This window comes from Sphingobacterium sp. BS-2 (assembly GCF_046161205.1).
GTDB lineage: Bacteria > Bacteroidota > Bacteroidia > Sphingobacteriales > Sphingobacteriaceae > Sphingobacterium > Sphingobacterium mizutaii.
The window spans coordinates 622017-642906 of record NZ_JBIXGO010000019.1 but is presented as its reverse complement, the minus strand read 5'-3'; the positions used below and the strand labels follow the sequence as shown (position 1 = coordinate 642906).

16 protein-coding genes are annotated in these 20890 nt (G+C 41.9%); 7 read left to right on the top strand and 9 right to left on the bottom strand.

Annotated features, from left to right (window positions below):
• The first annotated feature begins 4 nt into the window (after positions 1 to 4).
• Complete coding sequence (locus ACK2WI_RS14675) at positions 5 to 1309, top strand: cation:proton antiporter (RefSeq protein ID WP_409151468.1); 1305 nt, start codon at positions 5 to 7, stop codon at positions 1307 to 1309.
• 9 nt (positions 1310 to 1318) lie between these two features.
• On the opposite strand, the gene ACK2WI_RS14670 is transcribed toward ACK2WI_RS14675, so the two are convergent.
• Together ACK2WI_RS14670 and ACK2WI_RS14665 are read right to left on the bottom strand one after the other, a co-directional pair.
• The gene (locus ACK2WI_RS14670; protein WP_409151467.1) at positions 1319 to 2821 is read right to left on the bottom strand and encodes an alpha-L-fucosidase; all 1503 of its coding nucleotides are present in this window, start codon (positions 2819 to 2821) and stop codon (positions 1319 to 1321) included.
• Between the two features lie 9 nt (positions 2822 to 2830).
• Entirely contained in the window at positions 2831 to 4927 is a 2097-nt protein-coding gene (locus ACK2WI_RS14665) for a glycoside hydrolase family 2 protein (protein WP_409151466.1), read from the bottom strand.
• 192 nt (positions 4928 to 5119) lie between these two features.
• On the opposite strand from ACK2WI_RS14665, the gene ACK2WI_RS14660 reads away from it, so the two are divergent.
• Positions 5120 to 5911, top strand: coding sequence for a hypothetical protein (locus ACK2WI_RS14660; protein WP_409151465.1), 792 nt, complete (start codon positions 5120 to 5122; stop codon positions 5909 to 5911).
• Between the two features lies 1 nt (position 5912).
• Here the strand turns inward: ACK2WI_RS14660 and ACK2WI_RS14655 are convergent, their stop codons facing one another.
• The 5 genes from ACK2WI_RS14655 to pdxA form a co-directional block, all read right to left on the bottom strand.
• Positions 5913 to 6179 (bottom strand): hypothetical protein, encoded by a 267-nt coding sequence (locus ACK2WI_RS14655; RefSeq protein ID WP_409151464.1) that lies wholly within the window; start codon positions 6177 to 6179, stop codon positions 5913 to 5915.
• A 703-nt stretch (positions 6180 to 6882) separates the two neighbouring features.
• Complete coding sequence (gene miaA / locus ACK2WI_RS14650) at positions 6883 to 7812, bottom strand: tRNA (adenosine(37)-N6)-dimethylallyltransferase MiaA (RefSeq protein WP_409151463.1); 930 nt, start codon at positions 7810 to 7812, stop codon at positions 6883 to 6885.
• 80 nt (positions 7813 to 7892) lie between these two features.
• Positions 7893 to 8471, bottom strand: coding sequence for an IS1096 element passenger TnpR family protein (locus ACK2WI_RS14645; protein WP_093100492.1), 579 nt, complete (start codon positions 8469 to 8471; stop codon positions 7893 to 7895).
• 77 nt (positions 8472 to 8548) lie between these two features.
• Positions 8549 to 9952, bottom strand: a complete 1404-nt coding sequence (locus ACK2WI_RS14640) for a CCA tRNA nucleotidyltransferase (RefSeq protein WP_409151462.1) — start codon at positions 9950 to 9952, stop codon at positions 8549 to 8551.
• Between the two features lie 70 nt (positions 9953 to 10022).
• Positions 10023 to 11078, bottom strand: a complete 1056-nt coding sequence (gene pdxA / locus ACK2WI_RS14635) for a 4-hydroxythreonine-4-phosphate dehydrogenase PdxA (protein WP_409151461.1) — start codon at positions 11076 to 11078, stop codon at positions 10023 to 10025.
• Positions 11079 to 11216: 138 nt separating this feature from the next.
• Between pdxA and rsmA the strand changes: the two genes are divergently transcribed.
• Genes rsmA through ACK2WI_RS14620 form a run of 3 tightly spaced genes read left to right on the top strand, consistent with a single transcriptional unit; the run spans position 11217 to position 14088 of the window.
• Positions 11217 to 11996 (top strand): 16S rRNA (adenine(1518)-N(6)/adenine(1519)-N(6))-dimethyltransferase RsmA, encoded by a 780-nt coding sequence (gene rsmA, locus ACK2WI_RS14630; protein WP_409151460.1) that lies wholly within the window; start codon positions 11217 to 11219, stop codon positions 11994 to 11996.
• Position 11997: 1 nt separating this feature from the next.
• Positions 11998 to 13152, top strand: a complete 1155-nt coding sequence (locus ACK2WI_RS14625) for an FAD-dependent monooxygenase (RefSeq protein WP_409151459.1) — start codon at positions 11998 to 12000, stop codon at positions 13150 to 13152.
• A gap of 9 nt (positions 13153 to 13161) precedes the next feature.
• Entirely contained in the window at positions 13162 to 14088 is a 927-nt protein-coding gene (locus tag ACK2WI_RS14620) for an NAD(P)-dependent oxidoreductase (protein WP_409151458.1), read from the top strand.
• Here the strand turns inward: ACK2WI_RS14620 and ACK2WI_RS14615 are convergent.
• Positions 14053 to 14940 carry a hypothetical protein gene (locus tag ACK2WI_RS14615; protein ID WP_409151457.1) on the bottom strand — a complete coding sequence of 296 codons (888 nt, stop codon included), beginning with the start codon at positions 14938 to 14940 and terminating at the stop codon, positions 14053 to 14055. The two genes, ACK2WI_RS14620 and ACK2WI_RS14615, sit on opposite strands and share 36 nt — an antisense overlap.
• 180 nt (positions 14941 to 15120) lie before the next feature.
• Here ACK2WI_RS14615 and acs point away from each other — a divergent pair, with 180 nt between their 5' ends.
• Positions 15121 to 17037, top strand: a complete 1917-nt coding sequence (acs, locus tag ACK2WI_RS14610; protein ID WP_409151456.1) for an acetate--CoA ligase — start codon at positions 15121 to 15123, stop codon at positions 17035 to 17037.
• 233 nt (positions 17038 to 17270) lie between these two features.
• Here acs and ACK2WI_RS14605 read toward each other — a convergent pair whose 3' ends face one another.
• Positions 17271 to 18356 carry a metallophosphoesterase gene (locus tag ACK2WI_RS14605; RefSeq protein WP_409151455.1) on the bottom strand — a complete coding sequence of 362 codons (1086 nt, stop codon included), beginning with the start codon at positions 18354 to 18356 and terminating at the stop codon, positions 17271 to 17273.
• A 221-nt stretch (positions 18357 to 18577) separates the two neighbouring features.
• On the opposite strand from ACK2WI_RS14605, the gene ACK2WI_RS14600 reads away from it, so the two are divergent.
• Positions 18578 to 20887, top strand: coding sequence for a putative monovalent cation/H+ antiporter subunit A (locus ACK2WI_RS14600; protein ID WP_409151454.1), 2310 nt, complete (start codon positions 18578 to 18580; stop codon positions 20885 to 20887).
• Positions 20888 to 20890 lie beyond the last annotated feature (3 nt).

Here is a 20890-nt window from a genome sequence, read left to right as displayed (position 1 = left end):
TAACATGCACAGTAACCTCATCATAGAAATTGGAATCGCAGTACTATTAGTAGCTTCAGTTGGCCTACTTGCCAATAGACTAAAATTTTCAGTGATCCCCTTTTTTATCGTGATTGGTATGGTACTGGGCAATCAATCTTATCCCAAATTCATAGCAGATTTCTTAGCCAGTGTCAACAACGAGGGATTAACCTCTACTGTCGACTCGGTATGGTCTTTCCTGACCTTTACCGAAAGCAAACCGTTCATCGACTTTATGGGACGGCTGGGAGTGCTTTTCCTTTTATTCTATTTAGGGCTTGAGTTTTCAGTCGGTAGGCTTATCAAATCGGGGAAATCAATCGTAGCAGGAGGAAGTATCTACGTCGTGCTTAACTTTTTCTCTGGGCTATTGGTGGGATGGATGATGAACCTCCCATTCAAAGAAATGATGGTCTTGTGTGGTATCATGACCAGTTCGTCCACCGCAATTGTTGCCAAGGTATTGACCGACCTGAAACGTACTGCCAACCCTGAAACCGAAGTAATCATGGGGATGATCATGTTTGATGACCTGTTTATCGCCATGCATATTTCTTTCTTATCGGGCTTAATCCTTACTGGAGGCGGTTCATTCTGGACCGTAGCAGGGACTTCCCTATTGGCGCTAGGCTTCATCCTATCCTTCCTGATCCTTGGAAGGAAGCTCGTTCCATTCATCGACAAGCTCCTTCAGGAGAAATCCTCAGAACTGTTTATCCTGATTATTTTCAGCTTACTGTTTGTCATTGCTGGCTTCTCAGAAACCATCCATGTGGCTGAAGCCATTGGAGCACTGATGGCAGGATTGGTCTTTGCAGACTCCAAATACCTGAAGAAAATCGAAGGAATAGTCTTGCCATTCAAGGATTTCTTTGGCGCCATGTTCTTCTTTAGCTTTGGCCTCTCTATAGACATGTACAGCCTCGGTGGAGCTGTTGGCTGGGCAACCTTTGCCGCAGCAATTACGGTGGTAGGCAATGTAGCTTCCGGTTATTTTGCAAGCCGCTTCTCCGGACTGAAACCAAAGAATTCAGTGGATATTGGCTTTACTCTATCGGCAAGAGGGGAATTCTCTATTATCATGGCCAATATTGGTAAAGCAGGCAAGCTCCTTCCCGTAATACAATCCTTTGTAGTGGTCTATGTATTGATCCTTTCTATTATTTCCCCATTATTGACCAAGGAATCTAGAAAAATCTGGAACAAGCTTGCCGGTCAAGACGATACCGTCAAGAAACCTAAGAAAAAGCTCAGTGACCTCGAAGCCAGCGTCCAAGAGAGAAATTAATCCTTCAGTTTACATCTTGGCATCCATCAGCTTCTCTGACTTCGTTGCTGGAGCTCCCATTGTCATTTTAATCACAAATGCTCGTTCTGCTTTGAAATCAGCAGGAATAATCACATCATAGTAGGTGTTTTTATCCAAATCAAGACCAATATCAGAATGTTTCACTTGTAATTTTTGCCCATTTGAAAGCAGTACCGCTTCTACAGGAACTTCCGTAGCTTTTTTAGGAATAGCAATCCTGGCAATATTGTTTACTGGCCTGTTGAACACCGTTAAATATAGATTTTTATCCTTCTGCGTCAGGTAGCCCAATTTTGTTTTTGGAAGATCTGCATGTCTCACTCCGTAAACTGCCTCCGAATTCACCTTCATCCACTCCCCCAGTTCTTTTGCAATCTTATCCTCCTCGGGATGCATCAAACCTTGGCCGTCAGGACCAAAATTCAACACAAAATTACCATTCAGCGAGACTGTATGCATCAACATGTCCAGAAGGTCATCCGTAGTTTTCGTATAGATCCCCGACCAGTCTTTCATATAACCCCAGCCATTAGGAGGGATCGTCATTACTGCATCCCAATCATTTCCATCTAGCCATTCATATTCCTGCGGCAATTTCCTTTCCCAACCTTGCTCATAATCACCAAGGATCTTCCCATTGCTATCAAAATGCCTTTTGCCATGTTCATCGTTCCTAAACCTCGAACCGATAATCAAACCGGGATGCTTCGTCCGCAATTCCTTTTCCAGATTATAGGTAAAATCATAAGCCTTCACCCAAGATTGATCCCAAGTACCATCAAACCAAAATCCTTTGATCTGCGGGTAGTTAGCCAATAGTTCCAACAATTGATTTTTTGTATACTGCAAGAAACGATCGTACTTCTTCTTTTCGTCCTCCGTCTTTGGTTCTTTAGAAAGATAGTCTGGATTGTTCCATTCCAAAATGGAGAAATACAGATAGACATCAATCCCTTCAGCAGTATAGGCATCCACAACCTCCTTTACGATATCCTTCTTATACGGTGATTTAGTGATATTGTAGCCAGAATACTTGGTTGGCCAAAGGGCAAAACCATCATGATGCTTGGTAGTAAAGATCATGTACTTTGCACCCATATCCTTAGCTTGCTTAGCCCATTGCTTGGCATCAAAATCCTTCGGATCAAACTTTTTATAAAGGTTATCGTAGGTTTCTTTCCAGTTCTTCGGCGCAGTAGGTCCAGACCAGGTCCTGATCCATTCTGAAGCAGCAGCTCCTTTTCTGGCACTCACCCCTTCCCATTCATTCCCCGGAATGGCATATAAGCCCCAATGGATAAATTGCCCAAGGCCATAATTACGGAAAGCCTCCATATTGGCATCCGTACGGTGCTCAGGTGTCAATGAGCCATATTTCACTTCCGTTTTCGCAGTCGGTTTCACTTTCGGACCAGTCCATTGCCCATAAGAGTCTTGGCTAAATACCAAGGCTAAGGCTGCAACACATATCGTTTTAAGTATGCTTTTCATAGGTTTTAATTATTGTAGGGTCCAGGTCATTTCATCAGTCAACACTTCGCTGCCACTATTCCCTTTCGCCTGTATCTTATTTTCCCCTTGTTTCAATTCCACATTATCAACGACCCAATGCTTCGAGTTTACTCCTTGTTTTGCTTGGTATTCTTTACCATTGACAATCAGTTGGACTTTAGGAAGGTTAGAGAACAATTGGATCTTACTGTTTTTATGCGTGCGGACACTATCCCTGCGATTTGCCAGATAGATCATAGGTTCAGGGTTCCAATTGGCTTTATACCAATAGAAGGAATCCTTTTTCCTTTTACGATCAAAGGTAATCAGCCCTTTTAGGTTTCGTGCATTCACACCACCACGGTTCCAAGCAGGCACAGCAAACTCAAAACTGTTCCATAGATAAGAAGCCAAGATGATTGGGTTCTTTTCAATAGCCGCCCATTGCTGAATATGCGTCTCAGTCTGGTAATTCTCAGGGAATGCTTTCCCCGAAATCACATCCTTGGGCGCCTCGACCTCTTCCTTGCCAATATCGATATTCCCATCAGCACCATATTCCGAAAGGATAATCTTGTATTCAGGAAAATCCTTCTGCACTTTCTGTGCCCAAGGTCCCAAATCCTCGATCTTGCCTCCATACCAACCAAAATAATGGTTGATACCCTGCACATCGGTACTTAAATTTTCCTGCCTATCAATCACATTGTATCCCGTAACGGCAACCGTATAGCGATCAGGGTCCAATGTTTTAGCGATGTCATTCAATTCTCTCGACAATACTGGCACCTGTTCATCGGCAGTCTTGGAATAGACTTCATTATGCACTCCCCAGATATAGATGGATGGATGGTTAAAGTTTTGCTTTACCAATTCGACCATTTGCTGCTTGGCGTTATCATTCTCATAGTAGGAAACCCTATTCACAAAAGGTATTTCCGCCCAGGTCAAGAAGCCTATCGAATCTGCCAGAGCATACATCTGCGGCGACTGCTGATAATGGGCCAATCGAATGGTCGTCGCTCCCATTTCCTTGATCAGCATCATATCCTCCTTATGCTGTTCAAAGCTCAATGCCGAGCCAAATCCTTCTCGGTCCTGATGCCTGGTCACTCCATACATTGGATATTTCTTACCATTTAGAAACACGCCCTTATTAGCGATCATTTCGATGTGACGGATGCCCAATGGCTGTTTTACGGCATCAAGCTCTTTGCCATTGGCGGTAATCTTTGCCGTTAAAGAATATAGATAAGGATCCCTGATTCCATCCCATAGATGCGGGGATTTCATTTTGATCGTTTCATTCACATAGGTCACCCCTTGCGGCGAAATCTTAACTGGGTATTTCTGCGTTTCAACCGTTTTGCCCTGATCATCCTTGATCTCTATGCTCAATTCCACCTCTTGGATGGTCTTTTCCTTAGTTTCTAATTTTGCCTCAACCTGAATATCCGCAGATTTGCTCGATACATTTTTCTGCCTGATGAAAATCCCAGGAGCAGCTTGATCCGTAACCACAAAATTGGTTTTGTTGGTCGTAATCAGGTGCACAGGTCTATAAATACCACCATATACAGGAAAAAGGAAATGGTTGATCGGGATAATATCCTTTCTCGATTTATTGTCTGCAATTACCGTAATGCTATTGTCCTTTCCATATTCAATGGAATTACTGATTTCAAAGACAAACATCGAATAGCCACCTTTATGTTCTCCAATATAATTTCCGTTGACAAACAACTGCGCCACGGCACCAACGCCTTCAAACTTCAAAAAGGTCCTTCTCTCCTTATCGGTTTCAGCAGGACGGAATGTTTTCTGATAGACAGCTTTCCCTTCAAAGAAGTTCCGATCCTTTTGCATATCGTCCTTATTGTAAGTATGTGGCAAGGTTATATCTTCCCATACTTCCAGTTTGGTCCATTGTCCTTGGTTCTCAAAATATTTTTGGCCGTTTTCGAAATCAGTGAAGAAAGTGGAGTTATTTGCCTTATAGAATTTCCAGCCCTCATTAAAAGACTTTTCCATTCTAGACTGCGCAAAACCAATCGAATTGGCAAGCAATCCGACCATCATCAATAGGTACTCTTTCCTAAAAATCATTTTCTGTTTTAGATTTATATGAATCTAAGATAGTCATTTCAAAAAGCCCCTAACCTATCAATCGATTGCGCGAATAGCGAAATGGTTTTCGTAACAAAAACAGTAAGTAGAATTACCCGAATACAGGTATTTACCCCTTTTTTATTAAGCAATACCTTTGAATCAACACAAAAAATCAATCCTGTAAAAAACATGAAAAAGAAAATCCGCATTCCATTTGTCGTATTATTATCCTTGGTATTAGCATTTGCAATCAGTTCGTGCGGCAAAGACGACAAGGACGATGAAATCGAAATCGTTGAAGACCTACCAGGTAAGATCCCAGGACTTGGAAATACTGATGGAGAGCCAACTGGTCAGAAATATAGCCTTCCCGAAGGCATAGAACTGCAAGGTGAAATCACCGGATATGAAGGTGACTATAACACAACTGCCAGAGCTAGCGCTAAGAAAGCTATGGTTGCCAAAAGAGCATCTAATCTTAAAGCTGAAGTTGCAGCAGATCTTTCACCTGATTTCTCGCGTGGAAGTGGTTATTTCGTAAGGTTGGGAATCAAATTGAAAAACAGCACCTCAAGCACTAAAAAATTAGAATTACCCGCTGGACTTATCATTAAATCGAGAACTGGTGACTATCAAAATGGTGTACTATTGAAAAAGGTAAGCATCGATATCCCAGCAAACAAGACTATTTATCTGGATCTACACATGTATTGCGGAAATGAAAGTAAATATGCTTCTTCAGAAACTGAGAAATACGATTTCGCCGTTATTTCAAATTCCTCAAGCTTACATGATTTAATCAATAGATTGAAGAATAAGAAAATCAATATTGAGCAATATTTTAAGAATAATCAGGTAGATCAAAACTATAATGCAATAACCGGCAAACTTCAGGATATCCTATGGACCATCACTGATACGGAGAAAGGTCTTCAAGAAGATGATATCAAATATATCAATGAATATTTACCGAATGACTAATTCATCTAACTCTTAGAAAGAATACACTGTTATTGGAAATAGCCCTATTGGGGCTATTTTTATTTTTAAGCCCAAAAGTACCAAACCTACGAAGGAGCTCAAGGACACCAATCCTATTGTTACTTTTGGAGCCCAAAAGTAACCAAAAACCTTCGGCCCATTTAAGGTGGCTTTTCGCACGGTCTCCCACACATGGATAGAATGCCTTGTTGTCGGGAATATCTTTCAAGAGACCATCCCTTTTAATGGGATGATCTATTGAAAGCATTCCAAGGCCAATCCCATCGCACAGGGCATCGGCATTCTATCCATTTTTCCGCCACTGGAAATGAGCCGGAGGCTAAAGTGCTTCCTGCGGAAGAATGAATGTTCCTTGACTCACTAACAATTTAGAATCCTAGCAAGAAAAGAACCCTAGAGGGGTTTAATTATTTTAGCAATCCCATCGCACAAGTCGACGGCATTCTATCCACCTCTCCGCCAAGGAAATGAGCCGTGGGCTAAAGGGCTTCCTGCGGAAGGATGAATGTTCCTTGACTCACTAACTATGCATAATTCTAACAAGAGAGAACCCTAGACAGGTTCAATTATTTTAGAAATCTCATTGCGCAAGTCATCGGCATTCTATCCATCTCTCCGCCAAGGAAATGAGCCGGGGGCTAAAGTGCTTCCTGCGGAAGGATGGTTGTTTGCCAGGATAGGCAACCCCCAGCGGGGGTGAAATATTTTTCTGAAAATCCCTACTGAATTCATTTCCAATTCTGAACGATTAGTGAAGAATCTGTACGGCTCTCCTCCTAGAGACTTTGTCATCTTCAATCTTCGATTGAAGAACTGTTCGTCAATTCAATAAAGGCCGTCGTTGAATTTGAAGATCCGCATTTCTCCGAGATGCTTCGGATGAACCTCCGCATAAAAAACATCAACTTATTGACATTGACTAGCGGGGTTATTTTTATTTTTTAGAATTTCTAATCGTTGTTTTTAAGGGTTTGATCTAGGTAGGCGAAAATCTCGTCTTTAGCTTGGGGTTCAAACCAGACGGTATTACCATATTTCTTAAACCAAGTGATCTGCCTCTTTGCATACCTTCTGGAATTCTGCTTGATCTGCGAAACTGCGTCCTCCAAACTGATCTTCCCATCCAAATACTCAAAGATTTCAGCATAACCTACGGTCAAGAGTGCAGGTTTATTCCTGAAAGGCAATAAAGATTTAACTTCCTCCAATAAACCAGCCTCCATCATCAGATCCACCCTTTGGTTAATTCGATTATATAACCATTCTCGATCGGTATTTAGGCCAATCGTAATCACCTGAAAAGGTCTTTCCGTCTTCTGCATGTTCAAGAAATAAGAGATCGGTTTTCCAGAAGCCTCAAAAACCTCTATTGCACGGATTACACGTTGCGGATTATCAATATCTGCCTTTTCATAGTATGTTGGATCGATCTCCTTGAGCTTTTGTTTCAAGGGCTCCAATCCTTCCAACCGAAACCATTCATTCAGCTTTTCCCGGATTTCCTCACCCGCTTTGGGAAGATCGTCCAAACCCTCGGTCAATGCTCTAACAAAAAGTCCAGAACCACCAACCGCAATTACCACATCGGTACTCTTGAATAGAACTGCTAAGCGGACCAAAGCCTCCCGCTCAAAATCCCCAGCCGTATACTCCTCAGCAATGGAATGAGAATTAATAAAATAATGGCTTGCCTGTGCTAACTCTTCCGCATTGGGCTTGGCAGTCCCTATGCTCATTTCATGGTAAAACTGCCTGGAATCGGCAGAAATAATGGATGTTTTAAAATGATTGGCCAATTGGATTGCCAGTGCAGTTTTCCCTACCGCGGTAGGTCCAACGACAACTATCAATGTTTTTTGCCTATTCAATTCAGTGGACATCCTTTTTCTCTATTTATAGCATAAAAAAAATAGATGATAGAAGCTCTATCATCTATTCAAAATCTTATTGTTGATCGATATTAATAATCTTCCTCATTAGACTTGTTCGATTCACCTTCCGACTCCTCACCTTCCTCATCATCAAACATATCATAGTCATCCTCCTCATCTACGCCATATTCTTCAGCATCTTCTGGTACAAATTCATCATCATCTTCATCATCCGCCGTAACAGGGAAATTTGCAGCCGTCAAGTTTCTTGGGGCTTCACCGATTTTCTTGAACAAGGCCGGATATTCTTTACCCTCTTCCTCTTTCAATATCTTGATCAATTCCACATGAAAATCATAAGGACGGTCAAAGTTATACGTGTAGTAAAACTTTTGATGAGGATCATCAATAAATTTACTCAAACGAACATCCTCCACGATCAAAACGCCAGCTGCTTTCTTCCTTTCGTTTGGTAAGTAAGCAATCTCAGTACCTTTTTTCCATTGGTCATTGCTCACATAAAACGAAGAGGAACGCTCTTGGTCGTAGCCAGTACTTTTTTGAATCTGTGTGTGTAAATCTAAGAAAGTACTTTTTGAAGGCATGTCAATCTCTCTGTAAACATCTTCGTAGTCTTCAAAAGTTACTCTAAATCTATAAATCGCCATATTCGTAAAATGTATTAATTTGGATAAGCTCTATTTCAAGCTTTAAAATTACATATTTTTTTAAAAAATCAATCTGTTCAAACTTTGGTTAGTCCCAAGGTCTTCCCTTTTTCTATCATCAAGGATAGTGCTTCTTGCCTAGAGTTTGGAATTTCGCCTTCCAAAATCGCTTCGCGAATCGCTTTCTTGATAATGCCAACATGTTTTCCAGGCCCGATACCAAAGGTTTTCATGATATCATCACCATCCACAGGAGGTTGCCAGTTTCTTAGGTGATCTCGCTCTTCAACATCTTTCAGTTTTTGTTTGACGAGTTCAAAATTGTCCCGGTACTTCCTCTTTTTATATTCATTTTTGGTGGTGACGTCCGCATGGCACAACAACATCAGATCATCGATATCATCTGCCGCTTCAAACAATAATCTGCGGACCGCTGAATCCGTCACGATATCCTTAGCCAAAACGATCGGTCTCAGGTGGAGCATCACCAATTTTTGCACAAACTTCATCTTTTCATTCAAAGGAAGCTTCAGATCAGCAAACAATTTAGGCACCATCTTCGCACCACGGTCCTCATGTCCATGGAAAGTCCATCCTACCTTTTTATCAAATCGCTTGGTAGCCGGCTTGGCAATATCATGCATGATTGCAGCCCAACGAAGCCAAAGATCATTAGACATCTCGGCTACATTGTCCAAAACCTCAAGCGTATGGTAAAAGTTATCCTTATGGCCCTTACCATCTACGTATTCCACGCCGTACAATTGATACATAGCTGGGAATATCCTCTCCAAAAGGCCGGTATCAAATAAATACTTGAAACCGATAGAAGGTTTTTCAGCAAGGATAATTTTATTGAGTTCGTCAGTAATACGTTCTTTAGAGATAATCTGAATCCGGTCAGCATTTTCACTGATGGCATTCAGCGCGGTTGAATCGATCCTGAAGTTTAACTGGGTAGCAAAACGGATGGCGCGCATCATTCTCAATGGATCATCTGAAAAAGTGATATCCGGAGACAATGGAGTTTTTATCAGCCTATTTTGGATATCGTTAAGCCCTTGGAATGGATCGATGAGCTCGCCATAATTCGCTTCATTCAACGAAAAAGCCATGGCATTGATGGTGAAATCACGTCGATTCTGGTCATCTTCCAAGGTACCGTCCTCTACGATCGGCTTTCTGGAATCTTTTCGGTAAGATTCCTTTCTAGCACCCACAAATTCAACCTGTAGGCCTTCATAAACCAACATCGCTGTTCCAAAAGATTTATAGACAGCAACTTTCGTATGTAGTTTTTCACCTAATTTATTGGCAAAATCAATCCCGCTTCCCAAGACAAGGATGTCAATATCATCCTTAAATGGACGGCCCATGATTCTATCGCGGACATAACCGCCGATAACAAAACAGGAAACACCCTCCTGATGGGCTAATTCTCTTATTATGGAAAAAATGGGATGACTTAAATTCTCACTCATAGCAACAAAGTGCAAAAGTAATGAAATTTATAGACAACAGATGGCAGCCTTTATAAAATCCAGGCTTTACTTAGTCACGATCTTTCGATAGTCTACGGAATGCTAATGGATTTTCAGTCAGAACCTCTTGTTCTCTACGTCTATTAACTATATGTACAGCTTCAAAAATCGCTTCTAAAAATGATGCATGCGAGGCCAGATTTTTTCCAGCGATGTCGTATCCGGTTCCATGATCGGGAGAGGTACGGACAACTGGAAGACCTGCCGTGAAATTGATGCCGTTACGGGCAGCAATATGTTTGAATGGAATCAATCCTTGGTCATGGTACATCGCAAGGACCGCATCAAACTTGGTATAGGCATCAGCAGCAAAGAAACCATCTGCAGGGAATGGCCCAAAACAGAAGATATCTTCTTCATTTGCTTTCTCAATGGCTGGCTTGATGATATCCCGATCTTCAGTACCGATCAGCCCATCATCACCGGCATGCGGGTTCAGGCCTAATACAGCAATCTTTGGTTTTTGAATCCAAAAATCCTTCTTCAGGCTCTCATTCATCATCCTTAATTTGTGCAAGATGCTGTCTTCTGTAATCGAAGCGGCCACTTCCTTCACAGGGATATGTCCGGTTACAACCCCTACTCGAAGATCATCGCTCACCATAAACATCAACACATCCTTGGCTTCAAATGCATTCTGTAGGTATTCGGTATGTCCCGGAAAATTAAAGCCTTCTTGCTGGATATTATGTTTGTTTATCGGTGCAGTGACCAAGGCATCAATCAGACCTGCTTTCAGATCTTCAGTAGCCTTTTGCAATGAAACAAAGGCATACTTTCCGCCAATTTCATTTTGCTCACCTAAACTGATCTTCACATCCTCCTGCCAACAGTTGATCATATTAGGACGTTTTGGGTTCGCCTGATCCGCTGAATTGATCACATTGAAACTGAAGTCATTCACTCCAATGGCCTTTCGATGGAATGAGGCAACTTTGGTATTGCCATAAACTATGGGCGTAAAGAAATCCATAACACGGTTATCCATCAAGGATTTAATAATTACCTCTAAACCGATTCCGTTAATATCTCCTACTGAAATGCCTATTTTTAGTTTCTCACTCATCTTCAATGCTATTAGATATAGTCAAAAATAGCAAAAAATCATAAACATTAAGGTTCTATTGGCATTAACATGCAAATGGAACATATAATTCAAATCCTGCTCGCTTAAAAAACACTATCTTTGTGGCAAATAATTCCTATGGATTCAGTACGCGCAAAAAAACATTTAGGTCAGCATTTCCTTAACGATAAAAATGCCGCACAACGAATTGTTGATGCATTAACTCCTTCTCTTGGCTTTAAGCAGGTCTTGGAAGTTGGACCTGGAATGGGCGTACTCTCCGATTTCTTGTTGCAAAACGAGGCTTACGAGACTTTCCTGATCGATGTGGATGATGAATCCATTGAATACTTAGCAGACAAATACCCTGAACTCGGCAATCGCCTGATCCATGGCGATTTCCTGAACTTAGACTTCAGCCAGTATTTCGGCGAAAAGATGGCCGTTATCGGGAACTTTCCCTACAATATTTCTTCCCAAATCTTATTTAAGGTCTTGGAAGAAAGAAACCGTGTGGTCGAAATGGTGGGTATGTTCCAAAAGGAAGTTGCGGAACGTTGCGTTGCCAAACCTGGAAACAAGGAATATGGAATCTTAAGTGTGTTTCTGCAAGCTTACTATGATGTTTCTTATCTTTTCACGGTAAAAGCGGGCGCATTCAATCCACCGCCAAAGGTACTTTCCGGGGTAATGCGCATGGTCAGAAACAATCGTGAAACCTTGGACTGTGATGAGAAATTATTCTGGCGCGTAGTGAAAGCTGGTTTCAACCAAAGGCGAAAAACCCTTAGGAATGCACTCTCAGCAGTAGTCCCAAAAGATAGAATGAGCGATAACCCGCTCTATGAATTGAGGGCAGAACGCCTATCCGTTCAAGATTTTGAAATCCTGACAAACGAAATCTCAAAAAGTCTCTGACATGGAAGTACAAAGTGAATTTACCATTATTGGGGCCGGAGTTGCCGGTTTGACCGCAGCAATAGCCCTCCAAAACCTTAACCGTGAATTCACCCTTTTTGAACAAGCCCAAGCAATCAAAGGCATTGGAGCCGGATTTGGTTTGGCTGCCAATGCCATGCAAGCCCTGGAATATATAGGCATTCGCGAAGAAGTCGAAAAGATCGGTTATTACCTAGACTCCTTTGCTATCTTAGATCAAAAAGGGAATATACTGGTCAACCCAAACACCACTAAATTATCCGATAAATACGAGCAAAAGAATTTTGCCATACATCGCGCAGACCTACATCTCTACCTTTTATCCAAAGTAAAACAAGAATCCATTGCCCTTGGCAAAAAAGCTTGCAATTTGCTTCAAAAGTCAGATCATGTGGAGATCCAATTTGAGGATGGAAGTTCCCATCGAACTAAATACCTCATCATTGCCGATGGTGTAAAATCTCCATTGCGCCAAAAACTACTCCCTGCATCCAAACCACGATATGCCGGCTATAGCTGTTGGCGTGCTACCATTGACAACTCAGATCTCCAACTGAAAAGAGGTTCGGAAACTTGGGGAAACAAAGGCCGATTTGGCTTAACCCCTCTCGTTAACCAACGGATCTATTGGTATGCCTGCATCAATGGGCCACAACAAAACCCCGTCTTCAGAGATTACAAAGTAGAGGACCTGAAGCGCCAATTTGGAAACTACCATCAGCCCATTCAGGAAGTGCTGGACAAAACCTTGGATGCTGATTTGATCTGGTCCGATATCATCGATATCCAACCCATAAAGAATTTTGCTTTTGGTAATATCTTGATCATTGGTGATGCCGCACATGCCTGTACCCCAAATATGGGCCAAGGAGCCTGCCAAGCCATGGAAGATGTAGCCGTACTGCATAATGAGCTACAGAAAGAGCAGTCCGTGGAGCAAGCATTCCTTGCTTTTGAAAAAAGAAGACTGGCGAGGACCAAGTATATCACAGATACTTCAAAATTGATCGGTGATGTTGCTCAATGGGAGAATAAATTCTTAATTTCAATCCGAAATAACCTGATGAAAATCATGCCCGACAGCATGAATCAAAAGTCTTTGATCAAGCTGTTCAAGGAAGATTTCATGAAATAATGCATTCTTATGAATATTTTAATAGTAGACGATATACACGAAGTTCTATTGCAGAAATTAGGTCGCGCTGCAATTGCCTATTCCTACCAACCCGACTTCAGCAGAGCGGATGCTGAAAAAGCCATTGTTGATTATGATGGCCTGATCATACGCTCCAAATTCCAAGTGGACAAGGAATTCATAGATCTCAATCCCAACCTCAAGATGATCGGCAGAGCTGGAGCCGGCATGGACAATATTGATGAAGCTTATGCTAGCAGTAAGGGCATCAAATTGATTCCTGCCAATGAAGGGAATCGCGATGCTGTAGGCGAGCACATGATCGGTATGCTTTTGAGCCTGATGAACAACCTCAACCGTGGAGATAGAGAAGTTCGATCGGGCGAATGGAAAAGGGAAGAAAACCGAGGCCATGAGCTGAAGGGGAAAACCGTAGCACTAATCGGATATGGTCATAATGGTCAAGCCATGGCCAAGAAATTATCTGGATTTGATGTAAAAGTCATCGCTTATGATAAGTATAAAACCGGCTTTTCCGATTTATATGCCACGGAGGTCTCCATGGAAGAAGTGGTGCGAAGAGCCGATGTACTGAGTTTCCATATTCCATTGACCCGTGAAACTCGAGGCATGGTGGATGATGAATATCTGTTCCATTTCAGGAAACCGATCTTCTTTTTGATGGGTGCTCGTGGTGGAATCGTGAAAATCCCTGCAGTATTGAAGAAATTGGATGAAGGGAAGATTATTGCGGCAGCATTTGATGTGTTGCCTGTTGAAAAATTTCCAGCCTTGGCAGAGGAAGCTTGGTATGAGGACCTGATCAAAAGGGACAATGTCTTATTGAGCCCACATGTTGCCGGTTGGACCTTCGAAAGTTACTATAAGCTCTCTGATGTATTAGCCGATAAGGTTATTGCTTACGAGTATCAATAGCCATACAAAGAACCATTGAAGCACTAAAGCCAAGTCCAAGAGATAGACATGGTGATAGTGCTTTTCTTTTGAAAAGATAATAAACCTGAACATGACCAGGATCAGGATGGTCGTAATCAATAAAGCTATTTTCACACCCCAAGTATTTGGAGAAAGCAGAATCAGGATCAGGTGAAATATCCCTATTCCATAGGATAAATTAATCGCTCTTTCTTTACCCAATAAGATCGGCACCGTTTTCAGGTTGTATAGGCTATCCTGCTCAAAATCCCTGATATCAAAAGGCAAGGTACAGAGTACCAAGAACACTATTTTTACTAGACCTAAATAGTTGGCAGCATACCAATCAATTTGTTCTCCATTGGCGAATAGCTCGACCACGGGAAGTCCCACACTACTTAAAGACCAGACTAAGGCAATATAAAAAACCTTAAGTCCAGGAATCTGCCTCATCCCTACCCATCTGTCATTTACCTTGAGCAATGGGACGGCATAAGCCAAACTCATCACGCCAATAAAGCCCAGAAAAAACAAAGTCAAGATATGGACATGTAACAATGTCCAAACCGTGACCAAACCTGACAGCCCACTCAACAACCAAAAAAGCCACATATTCTTTCCAATCCATCGAGTACGCTGAAATGGCGATTTACTAGGATCTTTTGGTAAGGACAGATACAAGCTCAGGTTATAAAGCAGCAAGGTGGTAGCGCCTTCAATGATCAGGATATCATTGTTGACAGGGAATTGAAGGATATAATAGGTCAAGGCACATTGGGCCACCGCTGCCAAGGCAATCAGTAGATTCGTATGAACCAAAAAGTAGTATATCCTTTTCAAAACGCTTGTCATGGTAACCTAACAATTGCTCTCAATATTTGTTCCTAGCCTACAAAAATTAGTATTTCAATCGAAAAAAAATTAAATTAGCTAAACAGGTTCTTGTTTTTTCCGCATTCAATAACTAATTGACCGAAATAAATAATTTTCCTGATGTAAAGATAATGTAGACCTATAATTTTTAAAAAAAAGATGAATTTTCAGCTTAAATCTTTTGAGGAGTATCAAGAAGCTTACAAAAGGAGTGTAGAAGAACCCGAAGCGTTTTGGAGTGATGTGGCAGACCATTTCTTTTGGAAAAGAAAATGGAACAATGTATTGAACTGGAACTTTAGAGATCCAGACATCAATTGGTTTGAGGGTGCAAAACTTAATATTACAGAAAACTGTTTAGATCGTCATATCTATAAATTAGGAGATCAACCTGCCATTATCTGGGAACCTAACGATCCCAATGAGGCACACCGTATCCTGACCTATAAACAATTATTACAAAAAGTTGAGCAGTTTGCGAATGTTCTGAAGAACAACAATATCCGCAAAGGCGACCGGGTATGTATCTATTTACCGATGGTACCTGAATTGGTCATTGCTGTATTGGCATGTGCGCGTATCGGTGCAATCCACAATGTGGTATTCGGTGGATTCTCTGCTCGATCTATCGCTGACCGTATCAATGATGCAGAATGTAAATTGGTCATTACCTCCGACGGTGGTTTCCGTGGCCAAAAAATATTGGAACTGAAATCTATCGTGGATGATGCATTGATGCAATGTGATACCGTAGAAAAGGTAATCGTATTAACCCGTACCCGTACCCCTGTTTCCATGATCAAAGGCCGTGACGTATGGTGGGAAGATGAGATCAAGAAAGTAGAGACCCAAGGAAACCCAGCATGTCCTGCTGAAGAGATGGACGCTGAAGATACATTGTTCATCCTTTATACATCTGGTTCTACCGGCAAACCCAAGGGTGTGGTGCATAGCACAGCTGGATATATGGTCTACACCGGCTATACCTTTGCAAATACCTTCCAATACCAACCGGGAGAAGTTTTCTTCTGTACAGCAGACATCGGTTGGATTACCGGCCATAGTTATATCGTTTATGGACCGCTATCGCAAGGCGCAACTTCATTGATGTTTGAAGGAATCCCGACCTACCCAGATGCAAGTCGATTCTGGGATATCGTCGATAAATATAAAGTCAATATCTTGTACACCGCTCCAACAGCTATCCGTTCTTTGATGGCATTTGGCGATGACTTCCTTGAAGGAAAAGATCTTTCTTCCCTTCGAGTTTTAGGAACCGTTGGTGAGCCAATCAATGAGGAAGCTTGGAACTGGTATCATGATAAAGTTGGACATGGTAAATGCCCAATCGTGGATACTTGGTGGCAAACTGAAAACGGTGGACACTTAATTACACCGATTGCAGGGATTACAAAAGAAATCCCAGGCTATGCGATGTTACCACTTCCTGGTGTTCAGCCATGCTTAATGGATGAAAACGGAGAAGAAATCCAAGGAAATGATGTATCGGGCAACTTATGTATCAAGTTCCCTTGGCCAGGTATGTTGCGTACGACTTGGGGCGACCATGAACGTTGTAGACAAACTTATTTCTCTACCTACCAAGATATGTACTTCACTGGCGACGGATGTTACCGCAGCCCTGAAGGATACTACCGTATTACCGGTCGTGTGGATGATGTATTGAACGTATCCGGACACCGTATCGGAACGGCTGAGGTTGAAAATGCCATCAATATGCACTCCGATGTGGTTGAGTCAGCGATCGTAGGTTATCCGCACCCAGTTAAGGGGCAAGGAATCTACGCTTACGTGATTGCCAATCACCATATCGATGCCGAAAAAACAAGACAAGATATCTTGCAAACCGTAACCCGTATCATCGGAGCGATTGCAAAACCAGATATTATCCAATTCGTAACAGACCTTCCTAAAACAAGATCTGGAAAAATCATGCGCAGAATCCTGCGTAAGGTTGCTGAAGGCGAATTAAGCAATCTAGGCGATACCTCAACCCTTCAAGATCCTAACGTCGTGGAAGCGATTATCGAAGGAGCTAAAGAAATGAAGAAATAATCTCCAAGATTTACGAATAAGAATTCCATAAAAAAATGGAGCTTTCTCATACAGGAAGCTCCATTTTTTTATGTCCATTTTGGGGGTCTTGATTTAGAAAAATGTTCTGGCTAATTTTTTAGAAAAATCCTGGTTTATATTTTAACCTCATTCGAGACACATTCCGAATTTTCCGAATATGTCTCGAATGAGGTCAAAGCAAGACCCGAAGCCAAGTGGTCAGGAAATTCGAATCAATCTTCCAGTGAAAATTCAAATTCTTGATTTTTTTCAGTCTTGTAAGCTAGGTTCTGTGTCGCTGGAGAGATTGCAAAAAGCGGCGAAAAGGTTTTCACTTTTACGGTCTTGCCATCCGGAAGGAATTCCAGATACCTCAACCAGCCATCGCCACCATTACCGAACCATCCCCCACCCATCGCCTGGGCATTGAAGGTCATCTGGCTTACGGTTTTACCGGCAGCGTTCTTGTCCTGTCTGAACCCTATGTGCCCATCGAAATTATCTGGATCACCAATATGGCCAGAGAAGACCATTCGGATATTTTTGGAAGGCTTCACCAGTTTTTCAAAGACAGCAGCTCCATAGTTCGCATCTTCGATTTTGTACCCTTCTTTTTGGATGTGGTTGCTTTTGCTGTCCAAATAAGTATGGGTCAACAAGATGACATCATAGTTTTCATATTTCTGTTGATCCAAGGTTTTCTTTGCCCAAGCCAGCACTTCGTTTCTTGGTGCAAATTCAAGGACCATCACCAATAGTTTCCTAGGATGCGGAGTTTCAAACTCATAGACAGCATTTACAGCCGATGAGTTGCCGTTCAAGCTTGGGCCGATCTCTCGCAAAGCCTTGGCATTGAAACCATTTTGTTCTGGGGAGAAATACTTGTCGTATTGGGTTGCTCTATACTCTGCGCTGACATGGCCATAATCGTGATTTCCAGTGGCTAAAACATAGGGCACGCGGTTATCTAATTTACGGAATGCCTCACTGGTATTGGTCCATTGCTGTTTGCTATTTTGGTTGGCAGCCTTGGTATCAGGGTTCAAAAGATCATTCTGTTCCACCAAATCTCCTGTGCATAGCACGAATTGAGTATTTAAGGAATCGGCATTCTCTCGGACCCAAGAGGTCATCAGGTTTAATATTCCCACATTGCGGTCGTATTTGACATAGGTCTGGGGATCTGGGATCAAAACCAAAGACCAAGATTTGCTGTTTGTAAGTTTGGGCTTAACATAACTTTGCTGTGCAATTAATTGCTGCGAAAACAATAGCAGAGCCAGTAAAGTGGAGAGCACTGAAATAGATTTTAAATTCATAATGATTAAAAGTTGATTATCTAAATTTAATAAGAAAAGGCGATTTTTATTGAAAGTATATGTTTTTATAGAGGGACATAAATATTCCTGTTGATTTTAGAGGAATTGGCTTAATGGAATTATTTTTGAATTTCATCATGTTTTCTCTTAATTATAGCGAGAAAAATGCCTGTTTTTTATTATTTTTAGCCGAATCCCATTAATTCTTTAAGAGAGCGCCCATGTTATTTACAATACTTCTAGGTTTGATTTCTTCGATTTTGCTCATTCCATTTGGCAAAAGACTTAAATCATCCTGGAGTATCCTCATTCCGCTCATTCCAACAGCCTTATTTATTTATTATATGGGATATATCCCGAAAATCGCTGCGGGATCAAATTTTTTCCAAGAAATCAGCTGGGTTCCATCCCTAGGGGTCGACTTCAACCTCAGGTTAGATGGTTTATCCCTTTTGTTTTGCTTGTTGATTACCGGAATTGGCTGCGGAATCTTCTTTTATGCTCGAACTTACCTCAAAGGGCACCCCTATTATGACCGATTTTTTGGATATCTCTATCTTTTTATGTCGGCTATGCTGGGTTTGGTCCTTTCTGATAATATCTTTTTGCTATTTATCTTTTGGGAATTGACCAGTATCAGTTCATTTTTCCTGATCGGATTCAACAATGACCAAGAGGCCTCCCGAAAAAGTGCCATGACGGCGCTGACCATTACCGGGATGGGCGGATTCTTCCTCCTTGCCGGACTCGTGTTGATTGGAAATGTAGCAGGAACCTTCAGGATTTCAGAACTAATAGAATATCGGGATGTCATTTTGAACCATCCCCAATATCCATTGATCCTATTCCTGATTTTTATTGGAGCATTTACCAAGTCGGCACAGTTTCCATTCCATTTTTGGTTGCCCGGAGCCATGAAGGCCCCTACGCCGGTTTCAGCATACCTGCATTCTGCCACGATGGTAAAAGCAGGGATTTATCTTTTAGCTAGGTTTTTCCCGGTGCTGAGCGGAACGGAATTATGGAGCTATACCTTGATGGGTGTAGGTGGATTTACCATGTTATATTCCGCTATCCATTCGCTTTTCCGGATAGATTTGAAATCCATTTTGGCATATACCACCATTTCAGCCTTAGGTATGCTGGTGTTTTTATTAGGCGTCGGCACGAAAGAGGCTGTTATAGCCGCCAGTGTATTTATCTTGGTGCATGCCCTGTATAAAGCTACCTTGTTTCTTGTTACGGGAATCATCGATCATGAAACGGGCACAAGGGATATCACGAAACTTTCCGGTTTGAAGAAAGTATTGGGACCGGTTGCACTTGCTGCTGGATTAGCTGCTTTGAGCAGTGCAGGCCTTCCATCGACCTTTGGTTTTATCGGTAAGGACCTGATCTATGAAGCGACCTTACATGCCAAGGAAAACTGGATACTGATATTGACGATATTAGCCGTTGCCACCAACGTCTGCTTAGTAGCAGCAGGGTTTATGGCCGGAATCAAACCCTTCTTCGGTGAGCTTCCATCCACGTATGAGAAATTGCACCTGCCCTATAAGTCCATGTGGATCCCGCCTTTGATCTTGGCCTGTTTGGGTTTAATTTTCGGATTGATCCCCGGAATGGCTGGAAACTTCTTGAGTTATCAAACCGCTAATTCCATCTTTGGCGGAGATACGGAAATGCATTTGGCGATCTGGCATGGATTCAATACCGTATTGATCTTAAGCTTGGCCACCCTAGGGGCTGGTACCTTTGTATATTTCATCAATAAACCAAGCGAGACAAAAGTAAAACGGGTGGAAAGCCTAGACAGGATTTCTCCGCAACGGATCATTACAGGCTATGCCAATGACATCGTACGCTTTGCCGATTGGTTCAGCAATTTCTTCCATAATGGCTATTTAAGGTCATACCACATGAAGATCATCTTATTTGCGGAAGCTTTATTGATATACAAACTTTGGCAAAGTGGTCCCATCCAGATTGACTTTGACAACCTTACTCCATTGACTATCTATGAGGTGGCGGTGGTGATCATTCTTTTGGGTGCTTTGGTCATTGTGATCTCCACCCCTTCCCGACTGACCTCGGTGGTGGCGATGAGTGTCATCGGCTATTGTATCTGTGTGATGTATGTATTTTACAGTGCACCAGATTTGGCGATGACCCAGTTTACCATTGATACCTTGAGTACCGTACTTTTTGTATTGGTCCTGTATAAATTACCGAGTTTCTTGAACCTAGCTTCGAAAAGAGAAAGATACCGTGATAGCATCGTTGCCCTAGGCTTTGGCGCCATCCTTTCTATCATTGCCTTAAAGGTGCTTTATGAACCGATAAAAACGGAAACCAGTGATTTTTATGGTGAAAACGCCTATATCTTGGCAAAGGGAAAGAATGTAGTCAACCTGATCTTGGCAGATTTCCGAGGAATTGACACCATGTTTGAAACCGTGGTACTGGGGATTGCCGCATTAGGAGTGTACAGTTTATTGAAATTGAGATTAAAATCATCAGAAAAGGAATAAGAA

Bases quoted from the DNA above. Each gene is read 5' to 3' on its own strand.
- ACK2WI_RS14675 (WP_409151468.1), top strand. From the start codon at position 5: ATGCACAGTAACCTCATCATAGAAATTGGAATCGCAGTACTATTAGTA.
- ACK2WI_RS14670 (WP_409151467.1), bottom strand. From the start codon at position 2,821: ATGAAAAGCATACTTAAAACGATATGTGTTGCAGCCTTAGCCTTGGTA.
- ACK2WI_RS14665 (WP_409151466.1), bottom strand. From the start codon at position 4,927: ATGATTTTTAGGAAAGAGTACCTATTGATGATGGTCGGATTGCTTGCC.
- ACK2WI_RS14660 (WP_409151465.1), top strand. From the start codon at position 5,120: ATGAAAAAGAAAATCCGCATTCCATTTGTCGTATTATTATCCTTGGTA.
- ACK2WI_RS14655 (WP_409151464.1), bottom strand. From the start codon at position 6,179: ATGCTTTCAATAGATCATCCCATTAAAAGGGATGGTCTCTTGAAAGAT.
- miaA (WP_409151463.1), bottom strand. From the start codon at position 7,812: ATGTCCACTGAATTGAATAGGCAAAAAACATTGATAGTTGTCGTTGGA.
- ACK2WI_RS14645 (WP_093100492.1), bottom strand. From the start codon at position 8,471: ATGGCGATTTATAGATTTAGAGTAACTTTTGAAGACTACGAAGATGTT.
- ACK2WI_RS14640 (WP_409151462.1), bottom strand. From the start codon at position 9,952: ATGAGTGAGAATTTAAGTCATCCCATTTTTTCCATAATAAGAGAATTA.
- pdxA (WP_409151461.1), bottom strand. From the start codon at position 11,078: ATGAGTGAGAAACTAAAAATAGGCATTTCAGTAGGAGATATTAACGGA.
- rsmA (WP_409151460.1), top strand. From the start codon at position 11,217: ATGGATTCAGTACGCGCAAAAAAACATTTAGGTCAGCATTTCCTTAAC.
- ACK2WI_RS14625 (WP_409151459.1), top strand. From the start codon at position 11,998: ATGGAAGTACAAAGTGAATTTACCATTATTGGGGCCGGAGTTGCCGGT.
- ACK2WI_RS14620 (WP_409151458.1), top strand. From the start codon at position 13,162: ATGAATATTTTAATAGTAGACGATATACACGAAGTTCTATTGCAGAAA.
- ACK2WI_RS14615 (WP_409151457.1), bottom strand. From the start codon at position 14,940: ATGACAAGCGTTTTGAAAAGGATATACTACTTTTTGGTTCATACGAAT.
- acs (WP_409151456.1), top strand. From the start codon at position 15,121: ATGAATTTTCAGCTTAAATCTTTTGAGGAGTATCAAGAAGCTTACAAA.
- ACK2WI_RS14605 (WP_409151455.1), bottom strand. From the start codon at position 18,356: ATGAATTTAAAATCTATTTCAGTGCTCTCCACTTTACTGGCTCTGCTA.
- ACK2WI_RS14600 (WP_409151454.1), top strand. From the start codon at position 18,578: ATGTTATTTACAATACTTCTAGGTTTGATTTCTTCGATTTTGCTCATT.